At 35.7% G+C, this 13,114-nt stretch carries 13 protein-coding genes; 7 read left to right on the plus strand and 6 right to left on the minus strand.

Annotated elements, in window-relative coordinates:
• Positions 1–334 precede the first annotated feature (334 nt).
• The 4 genes from C9J34_RS04390 to C9J34_RS04405 form a co-directional block, all read right to left on the minus strand.
• Positions 335–1,540 (minus strand): MFS transporter, encoded by a 1,206-nt coding sequence (locus C9J34_RS04390; protein ID WP_107838650.1) that lies wholly within the window; start codon positions 1,538–1,540, stop codon positions 335–337.
• A gap of 880 nt (positions 1,541–2,420) precedes the next feature.
• On the minus strand, positions 2,421–2,783 hold the full coding sequence (locus tag C9J34_RS04395) for a hypothetical protein (protein WP_107838651.1): 363 nt from the start codon (positions 2,781–2,783) through the stop codon (positions 2,421–2,423).
• A 206-nt stretch (positions 2,784–2,989) separates the two neighbouring features.
• Positions 2,990–3,751, minus strand: a complete 762-nt coding sequence (locus tag C9J34_RS04400; protein ID WP_107838652.1) for a DUF7683 domain-containing protein — start codon at positions 3,749–3,751, stop codon at positions 2,990–2,992.
• A 96-nt stretch (positions 3,752–3,847) separates the two neighbouring features.
• Complete coding sequence (locus C9J34_RS04405; protein ID WP_107838653.1) at positions 3,848–4,360, minus strand: DUF3916 domain-containing protein; 513 nt, start codon at positions 4,358–4,360, stop codon at positions 3,848–3,850.
• A gap of 270 nt (positions 4,361–4,630) precedes the next feature.
• On the opposite strand from C9J34_RS04405, the gene C9J34_RS04410 reads away from it, so the two are divergent.
• The 7 genes from C9J34_RS04410 to C9J34_RS04440 all read left to right on the plus strand — a co-directional run bounded on the left by C9J34_RS04410 (position 4,631) and on the right by C9J34_RS04440 (position 9,440).
• Entirely contained in the window at positions 4,631–5,017 is a 387-nt protein-coding gene (locus C9J34_RS04410; RefSeq protein WP_107838654.1) for a hypothetical protein, read from the plus strand.
• A 361-nt stretch (positions 5,018–5,378) separates the two neighbouring features.
• A complete protein-coding gene (gene mntR / locus C9J34_RS04415) occupies positions 5,379–5,798 on the plus strand; it encodes a transcriptional regulator MntR (RefSeq protein ID WP_107838655.1) in 420 nt (139 codons plus the stop codon).
• A 24-nt stretch (positions 5,799–5,822) separates the two neighbouring features.
• Complete coding sequence (locus tag C9J34_RS04420; protein WP_107838656.1) at positions 5,823–6,677, plus strand: CvfB family protein; 855 nt, start codon at positions 5,823–5,825, stop codon at positions 6,675–6,677.
• A 99-nt stretch (positions 6,678–6,776) separates the two neighbouring features.
• Positions 6,777–7,679, plus strand: a complete 903-nt coding sequence (locus C9J34_RS04425) for a DUF1002 domain-containing protein (RefSeq protein WP_107838657.1) — start codon at positions 6,777–6,779, stop codon at positions 7,677–7,679.
• A 19-nt stretch (positions 7,680–7,698) separates the two neighbouring features.
• The gene (locus C9J34_RS04430; RefSeq protein WP_107838658.1) at positions 7,699–7,977 is read left to right on the plus strand and encodes a GNAT family N-acetyltransferase; all 279 of its coding nucleotides are present in this window, start codon (positions 7,699–7,701) and stop codon (positions 7,975–7,977) included.
• 624 nt (positions 7,978–8,601) lie between these two features.
• Positions 8,602–9,054: a GNAT family N-acetyltransferase gene (locus tag C9J34_RS04435; RefSeq protein ID WP_107838659.1), complete on the plus strand. Its 453-nt coding sequence runs from the start codon at positions 8,602–8,604 to the stop codon at positions 9,052–9,054.
• A 62-nt stretch (positions 9,055–9,116) separates the two neighbouring features.
• Complete coding sequence (locus C9J34_RS04440) at positions 9,117–9,440, plus strand: hypothetical protein (RefSeq protein ID WP_107838660.1); 324 nt, start codon at positions 9,117–9,119, stop codon at positions 9,438–9,440.
• Between the two features lie 65 nt (positions 9,441–9,505).
• On the opposite strand, the gene C9J34_RS04445 is transcribed toward C9J34_RS04440, so the two are convergent.
• Together C9J34_RS04445 and C9J34_RS04450 are read right to left on the minus strand one after the other, a co-directional pair.
• Positions 9,506–10,651, minus strand: a complete 1,146-nt coding sequence (locus C9J34_RS04445; protein ID WP_338016198.1) for an MFS transporter — start codon at positions 10,649–10,651, stop codon at positions 9,506–9,508.
• A gap of 286 nt (positions 10,652–10,937) precedes the next feature.
• Entirely contained in the window at positions 10,938–12,461 is a 1,524-nt protein-coding gene (locus C9J34_RS04450; protein ID WP_107838662.1) for a succinate CoA transferase, read from the minus strand.
• Positions 12,462–13,114: the final 653 nt, after the last annotated feature.

The following is a 13,114-nucleotide window of genomic DNA, read 5'->3' on the forward strand; positions in this document are numbered from 1 at the left end:
CATCCCCCACTGATTGGTGATAAAGGAACACAAGCTAAACACTTCACAGCCTGTGAAAACGCTTTGTGACCAACATCATGTTGGACTCAATCGGGTTTTTACAGGCTGTTGATCCCCCCCACTTAACTATTTCGTTCCACTCACTATTTTGAAGTGGGGGCCTTACAGCCTAGTTAATACGGGATAAAGAAAATTAAATCTCTATGTGCCTCTGAAAAATCATCAACTGCTGCGAAAAAAATGCGGAATCTCGAACCAATATTAAATTGACTTCAATTTCACAATTAACTTAAATAAAGCAATCTTTCAATATAGCAATAAAAAATCTACTGTTCTATTCTAATATTTCGCTTTTTTGCTCACGCATGGAAGGGAGTAACACTACTGTAATTATAGCTATACATAATAAGTAAGCTGACATAATAAAGCCTGTAGAAATGGCACCAATTTGCTCGATCAAATAACCGAAAAATAAATAGCCAGGCAAGCTGACACCAGTGTAAATAAAATTATAAATACTATAAATTCTTGGCAGATATTCATCGGGTACATGGCTTTGCAGATATGTATTAATAAAAATAATGAATATACCTTGTGCAAGTCCCCCAATAACTAATGAAGGAAGTAGTATGCCTAGAGGCAATTTTAGCGAGAATAACAGAATGACAATTGAGAAAGCAACACTAGATAAATAAATTCCATTTTTAGGATCTGTTTTTTTATAGACGTAAGGTGCTAAAAATGCCCCAAAGGAAATGCCAATTAAACTAAATGTCGTAATTAAATATAAATCCTCATGTGATTTCCCTAAAACCTCAACTAAATAAGAAATTAAATAAAGGTCAACAGAAGATCCAACGAGCCAAGCTGCACCAAAAATCATAAAAAGTCGGCTATACAATGGGCTTAACCGAATAAAGTGGAAGCCCTCTTTAACATTCTGCCATATATTTTTCTTTTGTTCCTGTCTATTGATATAATAAGGCTTAATTAATAAAACGAGTAGCATCGATACAATATAAAAAGCCGAAATCATTATCAATAGTGTTTGAATAGATAAACCGCTTTTAATCAGCCATGCCCCTATACTATAAGAAGCAATTTTCGCAAACAACATTGTTAGCTGAATATAGCTATTTGCTTTTGCCAAGCGTTCCTCTTGAACAACTTTAGGGAGTAAAGAAGAATTAGCAGGAAGATAAAAAACATTACTTACAACATTGACAAAAATAAATAGATAAATAATAATGGGCGATTGATAAAAGGATGTTGTACAGGCCAAGCCAATAATGAACGCAAATCGGACAATATTTGAGACAGCCATTACCTTCTGCAAATATTTTCGACCAACATAGGCCCCAGCAGGTAAAGAAAATAAAATGACAGGCAATGTGGCAAAAATATAAAATAACGAAAGTCCAAAAGAATTCGTATTATAGCTACCGAGCATTGTTAATAAAATAACGAATAACATCGCATCAGCAAACACACTTAAAAAACGTGAACAAAAAAGAAAAAGGAAATTACGATTTATTAACATTATAGTTCTCCTTTTTAGTATTTAACCTTACTGGATTTGTGAATTATATAAAAACCAACAGCCATAATAATAACACCAATTATTTTTAACTGCCAAGTCAGATCGTCGATTGTTATATTTAGAAAGAATATGCCAATAAGTGCAATTAAGAAGCCAATAATCCTATATATTATTTTCATGAAAGCCCTCCATTTATTATTAAATAATTGACTACTAATTTTACTGATTAAAAGAAAATAATCCATTTTTTCTCTATTTAATTATCATTCTGTCTTCGATGATACCCACTAGTAAATTATGTTTTCTTTGATTCAACAGAAGTTTAGTCCCTCCTTGATTAAAAGAAAAGGAGTAGCAACTTTCTTGGTTTTATACATAATAATTATGAGAATTTCATACACCAAGTATATCAGTAGCTCCAACAAGCTGTTTAGTAAAAAATAAGTTCTTCTATTATGAATTTTACTTACCCATATTTTATTCAATATATCAGAATAGCAAGGACAGAAAACTTACAATATATATCTTTTGCAAGTTTTACATGTTAACGTCCTTGTATAGCTTGATTAATCAAATGATGCATAGGTATTGAAAAAATAACCGAATTTCTTAGAAAGTTGAACCAAATAAGTGTTTTATAATTCTAATTAATCACCAAAGTTATGATAATATTTTGATGAATCTGTTTCTAATTATTATAGAAAATCCCTTTAAAATCATTTATGTATGGTTTAAAGAGATTCTCTACTATTGATTATTTACATATCATAAAATTCCATAGTTGTAATGTGTTTCGTTCTTGCGGATCACTTTTAATCGATACTATTGGTTAGCGTAATGTCTTCCTCTTTAATATTAATTATAGCTTTTATCTCATTTTTTATCGTATGGATAGTTTGTTTGTTGTATCCAACACAACTGAGCATGACACAAATTGAGGCTCTTTACCTTCTTCACCAGCAACAGGCGTTAAATAAACGGCGATGCTTGTATTATCCAATTTTGTTTGTCGTGCTATGAATGATTTTAGTTGCTCTTCTTTCGCTATGAACTGAGTATTGTCGTTCTGTAAAGGAGTGACTACTTCCCGTTCTCCATTCGGCAATTCTTCAACCATCATCACTTCAGTTTGGGGAGAGCTAGCTTCTTTTTTGTTTAGGAAAATAAACAGAGAAGTAGCTATGAATATAACAAGAACAATCAGTACAATATTTTTGGAATTATTCTTCAATAATGTAGACACATCACATCCATTTTGGGATTATATTATCAATTATTACTAAGCTTATTTTCTACTGATTTGATGAGCGAATTCGAGGCCTGGTTGAGCGAAAAATGATGTTCAATGAGCGAATTTTGACTTTGGTTGAGCGAAAATACCACTTTAATGAGCGAATAGGGACTTTTTGACTAAAAAATCCCCTGCTGGAAAGGGGATTGAGATTTAATTTAAGTAGTCGAAGCTAAATAATACTCGTATTTAGTAAAATCAATTTGATGGTTAATTTTACTTTGGAAAAAATCTTGATTGTTTGGTGTGATCGGAAATACACCTGTTACTGGGTGAATATATGAAAGGTGCAACGCTTTTCGATATTCGTCTAATTCAATGTTAGGCAGGAGTTCCTCATCTACAATAATGCTATTGCCAAGTTCTATCCAAATAACCGATCTTATTATGTCTTTCTCCTCTACATAATAAGCTGAAATCATTTCTTCTACAAATAAGCCTTGCGCTTCCGCAAATTCCAGTGGCTCCTCATCATAATGATTTGAGCCAATATACATATAGTAGTCATAGCCAAAATGGACAAAGAAATCTTCTGTCATAAAATCACAATGAATAAATTCTCGTAATGTCATTTTAGCGAGTAACGGAATTTGCGAAGCAGGCACTTCGCAATCATCCTGTAATTGAAGTGTCTCGATATCTTTGTCGTACAAGATAGAATTCTTATTGCCATCAATATAAGTTACTTTAAGAATTCGCACAAAATCAATTTGATTTACTTGTAAAAATTTCATTATCGTATCAATATAGGCAGTTTCTATTTTTAAATAGCCTTCCAGCGTCAATATTTCACCATCTATATTTTTCCCTATATCAGAGGAACTCGTCCATTCTGACTCAATCGTATAACCCCCGTGTTCATTCCGATAGACAGGATTATATTTTGTAATGCGCCATTGATATTTTATTTTGATGCTCATTTATGCCTCCTGACATCACTCCATGTTTAGTATGAAAATCCCTCCAACATACTGGAAAAGGGATTCTACTATTGATTAATTTAAGTTGCAAATATCTTATTTATTAAATACTTCACCAATAACCTCACCAATGACTAAAAAATAATTTACTTGTTTTTCCTCTGCATCGACTATTCGTTCTTCGATAGTCATAGTTTGTAAATCAGTGTGGCTTTCTAAAGAAAAGTAGGTCATTAATTTCTCGCTATTTTCAAATAAAATCCATTGTTGAAATAGCGTATTTCGCTTATAAAACGAGCAATAGCTTTCTTTATTTTTATGCACAACGATTTGAGAATTCCACATATCGTTAGGTTTTAGTAGTAAAGTAACCAATGTTTCCTGCTGATTGTCAGGCTTTATATGAATTAAGCGCAATGTACGTTCTACCAGCAAATGAGCAATTTGAATTTGTAATGTCTTGGAGGATTGCAATAGCTCTCTAGATACAGGGAGCAGATAGTTGTAATATTCCTCATGATAAAACATGGTAGGGAAATCTTTTGTATTTTCATTCATTTTTAATGTAATATTTTTCACTTTTCTAGTGAGGCCTCTTTGCTTTTTCATATATTTCTTTCTACCTTTTAATAGAATTAACCACGATGAAAATTGCGTGTTTAATGAAAGCAATTGTTCTTGCAAAAAAAACTTGCAGTTTGTATTCTAAAATTGATGTAAAAAAATGAAGAATGATGAGGTCATCCCCCAGTTACAGCGATGAATCATATTTTTAGTTTATCAGGTATATGTTGGATAATCTACTTAGATTTGCGGGAACACTTTTAAACTTCCATTCGTTCAATTAATTATAAAGTTCCTAAATTTGGGGGAAATAGAATGAATCATAAAGTGATATTGCTTGGGTTATATGTAATCGCCTTTGCAGTCAATTTATTCACATCAATTAAATATCCTGACGCCACTATAGGTATTCAACATATTGTTGTATCACTCGTGTTATTTAGCTACGTGCTATTTTTCATCAGCAAAGAAATTAGTAACAAAAAAGTGATAAGCAAATTAAAAATATTTTTACTCCTTGGCGCTGTAGCCAACATTCAATACCCAGCATTTTTACTATTTACAGCGCCGCTCTTCGGACTTAATATGCTAAGCAATTTGAATGTTGGCTCTTTTTCTTTAATAATCGCGCTAGTCTATGCTGTAACAATTATTTTCATAAAAATACTGCCAGTGGTATATAAAAAGAAACAAGTTATTTAAAGATGGAGTGGTTGGAAAAGAGGCGCGTTAGTCCTCTTTTCGGGTTTTATTGTTGGAAATAAAAACACGATATTCAACAGCTTTTCTTTTAATTTAAATAGATAGGTAGAGCTAGATTTTCATTGTTCAAAGGTGATGTCTTCTTTTTGCCAGTTCCTCTTTTTCCAGCCCATGTTTTAAACCTTTCAAAGACTGTGAATACTTTTCTAAAAGACCTATATTTCAAAAAAACAACTATGATTAATCAGAAAGTGTTGCATTAGCTCACTTTTCTGACACCTCCACACCGTTTTCAGTTATCTTTCCACCGAAATATGTAGTAAAATTAAGATAGCTAAATGAAAGAGAGGGGTTTTCGGATATGCCAACACCAAGTATGGAGGATCATATCGAGCAAATTTATTTATTAATTGACAATAAAGGGTATGCACGAGTGTCCGACATCGCAGAAGCATTATCTGTTCTACCTTCGTCTGTTACAAAAATGGTTCAGAAGTTAGATAAGGACGGCTACTTAGTATACGAAAAATATAGAGGTTTAACACTCACACCAAAAGGGGAAAAATTAGGGAAACGGCTCGTGCAAAGGCACGATTTACTAGAGCAATTTCTCCGTATTATTGGTGTAGATGAGGAACGCATATATGAAGACGTTGAAGGAATTGAGCACCATTTAAGCTGGAATGCAATTGATCGAATTGCCGACTTAGTACAGCTAATGGAAGAAGAGAAGGACTTTGTCGAGAAGTTAGATGCAATGAAAGCACAGCAAAATATATAAGCAGCAGAAAGGAATTTGCAAAAGATGAATGAATTACGCTCAGGGCAGGTTGTAGAATTAACGATATTGGAACAACAAAGCTCACGCTATATGCTAACAAATGGCGATATAGAAATCCCATTAAATATGTCGGAGGTTGTGGAAGATGTTGCGATTGGTGATCGATTAACTGTATTTTTATATGCTGATCGCAGAGGAGAATTACAAGCAACGACAGCTTTACCGACAATTTTAGAAGGGCAATACAATTGGGCGCGCGTTTTAAAAGTAACGCGTGAAGGCGCGGTTGTCGATATTGGCACATCGCGTGAAGTTGTTGTCAAAGCAGAGGATTTACCAGCATTACAGGAGCTTTGGCCACAGCCAGGTGACCATTTATTTATGACATTACGTACAGACCGTAACGGCGATTTATTCGGTCGTTTAGCAACAGAGGAAAAAGTGAATGAGCTGTATGAAGGTGCATTGGATGATATGTACAATAAAAATATCCTTGCACGCCCGTATCGCTTGCTTCCTGTCGGATCATTTTTAATTGGCGTTGACACACCGTACCGCATTTTCGTGCATGAATCTGAAATGAAGGAAGAGCCTCGCTTAGGACAAGATGTAGAGGTGCGCATTATCGATGTCAAGGATGATGGCTCACTAAATGGCTCGATGCTACCCCGTAAGCATGAGCGCCTAGGTGATGACGCAGAAAAAATTTATGCTTATTTAGAAAGCGTTGGCGGTAAAATGCCATTTAGTGATAAATCAACGCCAGAGGAAATTCAAGAAATGTTTGAGATGAGTAAAGGTGCGTTTAAGCGTGCGCTTGGCTCATTAATGAAGGCACGCAAAATTAAACAACAAGATGGCTGGACAGAGCTTGTGTAAGTCATCTGCAACCTTTTACTTAAAAACTCGTACTAATAGACAAGGGTATGACGTATCGTAATACGGACAACCACAAGTGCTTAAGGAGAGTATAAAAAAATGAAACAAAAGTGGATTTTAAAACTTGTTATAACTGTATTGGCTTTAACGGTATTCGTACCGTTTGCTAGCGCGGCAACACAAAAGCCAATAAACGAAAAGCTAGGTGTACCGATTGTTGTATATGGCGCCAATTTATCGGAGGCGGAAAAGGAAACTGTAAAAGTGGCGTTGCGTGTCAATGAGGAGTCAGAGATTGATGAAGTCACAGTGTCTGGCAGTGATTTAGTACAATATATCAAAAATAGCAATGCTAGCTCTCGTATGTATTCTTCTGCGAAAATTACGCGTCAAGAAGAGGGCAAAGGGCTAACGATTAGCATTACGACACCAGAGAATATTACAGAAGTAACTGCTGAAATTTATGCAAATGCGATGGTGACGGCTGGTATTGAGGATGCGATTGTAGAAATTGCAGCGCCAAAGCCAGTAACAGGCCATTCTGCCTTAGTTGGTATTTATAAAGCGTATGAAGTGAAAACAGGTGAAAAGCTTGACATTGAACGTACAGATATTGCAAATGAAGAATTAAATGTAGCGACATCCATTGCGGACAGTGCCAATATTTCAGATGAGCGTATAGCAGAGCTTTTAACGGAAATTAAAAAAGTGATTGCAGAGCAAAAGCCTGTGTCACGTGAAGAAGTTGAAAAAATCGTATCGGATCAATTATCTCGTCTAAAAATTGATTTAAGCGACAAAGACCGCCAACTATTAGTTGATTTAATGGATCGCATTCGTGGATTAGATATCGACTTTTCGAAGCTATCTTCACAGCTATCTGACTTAAGTAAAACAATTGAAGAAAAGTTTGCGCCAATTCTTCAAGATGAAGGTTTTTGGAATGGTGTGAAAAACTTTTTTAATAAATTAATAGAAACAATTTCTTCATGGTTTAAATAACACAAAGGGGATGGATACAATGGAATTTACATTTGTACAAAATAGTGGGACTTTCGCTTATGAATATGAGCAAAACGGAGAGCGTTTAGCTGAAATTACATGGGCGGAGAGAGATGGCGTTATGCATATGGATCACACATATGTTTCTGATCAACTGCGTGGACAAGGGGTAGCTAAAAAACTATTAGACGCAGCAGCAGATTATGCACGTACAAACAATTTAAAAATGCACGCGATTTGTTCCTATGTCGTTGCTTCTTTCGAAAAAAGCGACGCTTATGATGATGTGAAGGCATAATGACTAGAAAAAGAGTTTAGCAGTGATAGAGGCGCATGTTTTCAAAATGAAAAGAAGGTACTTTTGTTTGACTTTTAAACAGGAAGTATCTTCTTTTTGTTAAAAGGGTTAAAGGTATATAACCAATTTAAATAAAACAAAAAAGCTGTCGGCAAAATCAATTACGCCTTGGCGTAATTGCGTCCAGATTTTTTCGAGCTTGCTCGAAAATTCCTTTTCAAAATCTGTGACATCCGCCGGAGGCTTAACTTCTTTCAGCAGGTATTTGGACACCCGCTGAAAGGGGGTCTAATGCATGTATTCATCTTGCCACATCTACAGGTGGGAGACCTCTGTACCTGTCGCTTCGCTTTCGATACAAAAACATTGCTGAAAGAAGTTAAATTGTCCAACAGCTGTATATATATATGGATTGAAGTATTTGCAATGTTAAAATACAAAGAAGTAGATAAGCGATGTTAATACGCCTGCCGCTCCTAGTATTGATAATACTTCTTGTCCGCCGAACTGTACGTCTTGAAATTTAAACATATTCATCGCCCCTTTCAATTGATATTATATAAATACCCGTAGCTGTATGATTATAAACATTTTTAAAAAATAAAATAAAAAGGAGAGGTTACAATGACTTGGACAGTGAAGGAATTTAATGAATTAACGACAACGGAGTTATACCAAATTATTCAACATCGTGTAAATATCTTTATTGTGGAGCAGCAATCAATTTATGAGGATTTAGATGATCATGACCAAAATAGTCTACATATATTATATAAAGAAGAAGGGCGTATTGTTGCCTATGCACGCTTACTTCCACCTGGTGAAAAATATGAGGAAGCATCATTTGGACGAGTAGTTGTAGCGAAGGAGAAACGTGGCACAGGGTTAGGTAAAGAATTAATTGCATTCACAATGCAGCTAGCAAAAGAACGATGGGCGACAGCGAATATATTTATTCAAGCCCAAAATTATTTAGCAAAATTCTATCAAGACTTTGGATTTGAGGCGATTTCGGAGCCTTATGATTACGATAATGTGCCACATATTGATATGCTTTATACGGCAATTGATGTTTAAAGCACTAACAGTGAGGGTATAACTTCCATATAACATGAATAACAATGGAGGGAATAACAATCATGGCAAAATTAAAAGGAAAAGGCGTTGTTATTGCAGGTTTAGTTGCAGGCGCAGCAAGTTATTTAAGCAAAAAGGAAAATCGAGATAAAGTAATGAGCTATATTCAAGAGGCAAAAGTAAAGGCAACCGCTATGATGGATGGGATGAAAGATAAAGCAGATGTTGAAGATGATACATCATTACAAGACATAGCGGAAACAGCTGCTAGCCCAGATACGACAGATATTCGCGAAAATAATATGATTGCAGAAGGTGCACAAACAGCGGTGCAATACTATAACGAAAATGATCAGGAAGACCCTATAGAAGAACGATTAAATTAAAGGGTGAATAGTTTTCAAAAGTACAAAAGGCTATCGAGAAAAAATTCCTCGATAGCCTCTTATGATTAATGTACCGCCTGTTTCTCTTTGCTGAAATTGATTAAGCTAACACCTGCAAAAATTAACAAGATAACACCTGTTAAAATAAAGCCCTGTGTGTGGTCTAATGCAAGCAATCCTAGTAAAGATGAACCGATAACAACACCAAATGAGAAGAAGGCATAAAAATAACCATATGCTTTTCCGCGAACTTCTGTTGATGTCGAGTCGATTAATAAAGAATTAATCGATGGGAATAATAAGCCGAAGCCAATACCGTAGCAAACAAGGGCACCGTATAGCATGCTGCTATCGTTCGATTGGCTTAAAATTAGCTGACTAATACCCATCAAACCAATTCCAATAGCCAATGTGTATGTAGGCGCAACTTTATCAAAAATTCGATTTGTCGGTAAAATAAAGACAAGGACTGCTACAATACCAAAAACGCTCATAAGCATCCCACTCATGCGTGAGTCAAAACCTAACGATTGTACATGTAAAGGTAATTGATAGGCAATGACACCTTGTGAAAACATAAGGAAAAATGCACCAGTAAATGCTTTTAATGTGCCACTATTGCGGAAAAACGCCCTAACAGGAACGTCTTGTTGTTGTTTTTTTGATTTTATAATATTGGTATTACGCAATAGGAATAACGTTAACACACCAAGAATAAGCATACAAATTGCAGTAATACTAAAAACAAATGGTACACTTTGACGACTCGCCATAATGCCGCTAAATGCTGGTCCAATAATCGCTGCGATACCAACAAATGCACCAGAAATTGCGCTGTTTTTTCCGCGCTTCGTTTGCTCTGTAGCATTTGCTAAGTATGTAAAGGCAGCAGGAACAATAAATCCAGCTACTAGACCGTGTACAAAACGAATAGCTAATAACAGTACAGGTTCTTCAACAAAGCGATATAATAAAAGTGAGCCACCTGTTAGCAATAAACCGATAATAAGGACATGGAAAGGCCCTTTTTTATCAGTCCAGAAGCCTGATAAAATATTGCCGAATGTATTAGAAAATGAATACATACCTACAGCTAACCCGGCTATAAAAGGCGTCGCGCCAACTGATTCAGCAAACGTACTCATGACAGGTAGCTGTGTAAATAAATCAAAAAATGAGAAGAAAATAATGGCATATATGAAGAAACGCATAATAAACCTCCAGTTGATAATATTTCTCAATAATTGATTATAGCATTTTTTAAAGAAAAAAAGACAAAATCTGATTGAACAGATTTTGTCTTTTTTATTTTGGTTTAATAAGTGTCGAAATTACGTAATAACTCTGTAACAAACATCATGTTGAACAAAAGTCTTAGGCAAATGCCACAGATTTTGAGAGGCCTGCGGAAAGCAGGTCGGTTAATCATGGCGTGTGTTGTGAAATTTTTAGCTCACTTCCATTTGCTCGAAAAAATCTGGACATAATTGATGAATATTAAGCTTGGGCAGGTACTTCTTGCTTCATTGTTTTGTTTTTAGCAAGATTTACGTGCCAAGAAAGAGCTTCCTCTAAAATATGTGGTGTTTGGTGACCACCTGTTGCTTCGATTGCGCGGTTGAAGTAGTCGCGAATTTGATCTTTGAAATCAGGGTGTACACAGTTTTCAATGATTAATTTCGCACGCTCTTTTGGTGCTAACCCGCGTAAGTCTGCGATACCTTGTTCTGTAACGATGACATCGACATCATGCTCTGTATGATCTACGTGAGAAACCATTGGTACGATTGAAGAAACCGCGCCACCTTTTGCATATGATTTCGTTACGAAAATACCTAGACGAGCGTTACGCGCAAAGTCACCAGAGCCACCGATACCGTTCATCATTTTTGTACCTGAAACATGCGTCGAGTTTACGTTACCATAAATATCTAATTCTAGTGCCGTATTGATAGAGATTAAACCTAAACGACGGATTAACTCAGGGTGGTTAGAAATTTCTTGTGAACGTAAAACGATTTTATCAGCATACTTTTCTAAGTTGCCATAAACTTTTTTCTGTAATTCTTCAGTAAGCGTAATTGATGTTGCAGCAGCAAATTTTACTTTACCAGCATCAATTAAATTGAATACTGCATCTTGTAATACTTCAGAAGCAACAACTAAATCTTCAAATTCTGAATTTGTAAAGCCTTCTAATACAGCGTTGGCAACAGAGCCTACACCTGATTGTAATGGCATTAAGCTGTTTGTTAGACGACCTGCTTTAATTTCAGCGCGGAAGAAGTCTAATAAAATGTTGGCCATTGTTTGTGTTTCTTCGTCTGCTGGTACGATTAATGATGGTGCATCTGGCTCTTCAGAAATAACGATTGCTTGAATTTTTTCAAGTGGTACACGGATACCGATTTCACCGATGCGTTGTTGTACATCTGTCATTGGGATTGGCTCACGAGAACCTTGCTCACCTGGAATATAAATATCATGGATACCTATTAATGATTCTGGATGAGAAATATTTAATTCAATAATAATATTTTCAGCATATTGTGCAAAGATTGGCGAGTTACCAACAGAGTTTGTTGGCACGATTAAGCCATCTTCTGTAATTGCAACCGCTTCAATAATTAAGTGCTTAATTGGACCAATAATACCTTGGCGAACTAATTCAGCATTGTGAGAAAGGTGCGCATCTACATAAGTTACGTCGCCTGTGTTGATTAAATTACGAATACCCGCGTCTGCGATGAATGGGCCACGTTTGCGGATTGCGCCTACAGTAGCTAAATGATTGTCAACTTCAGGGCCTAAAGATGCCCCAGTGTAAACATCGATTTTTAATGGCTCGTTTTTAGCGCGTTCTGCAAGTGCCTCTGGTACAACTTTTGCATCTCCTGCACGTGTAAAACCACTCATGCCTACTACAGTGCCGTTTTCAATAAGAGCAGCAGCCTCTGCAGCAGAAACAATTTTACTAGCTAATTCCTTTACCCCTAAACGTTTTTCAATTCGTGAATTCATTGAAAATCCTCCCCTGTAAAAAGTTTATTTTGATTTCAGCAATGCTTTCTGTCGCGAAAGCGGAGTGACAGCAACAGCTTTGTCTGCGATGAGTAATCGCAAGAGCATATGTTGCATATCAACAGCATAACAGGCAATGCCTAATTATTCTCATATTTATTTAAAATAGGAAAAATAATCTTGCAATCACTTAATAAAGCACTTGCTAAATCTTCAACACAATTGTGTTGAAGATTAATTGATAGAATTTTCTGTTTTTTAAAAATAGGTATTTAAAATACATACCACCACATAGTATCACTAAAATGTCACAACTTCTTCACGATGTGCATGAAAGTGCTTAAAAAGCGTTTAACCGAGAAAAAAAGGGAATTTGCGATATATTAAACATTATGTAGCAGTATGTACATAGAATAAAAAACTTTAACTTGACTCAGCAATGTTTACTGCGCGGAAGCAGAGCGACAGCGGCATTGTTTTTTGTATCGAAAGCAAATGTTTTCTGTGCGAAAGCGAAGCGGCAGCAACAGAGCGATAGATACAAGAGTCCCCGACTTCCATAAGTGGCAGGATGAATGCCAGAAAAGTAATGGAATCAAAGGGAGTGCCAAACTCCCTACTGAGAAAGAAGAACTCAGTCTAAAAACGCCACA

The organism is Metasolibacillus meyeri, assembly GCF_003049505.1.
Classification (GTDB): Bacteria; Bacillota; Bacilli; order Bacillales_A; family Planococcaceae; genus Metasolibacillus; species Metasolibacillus meyeri.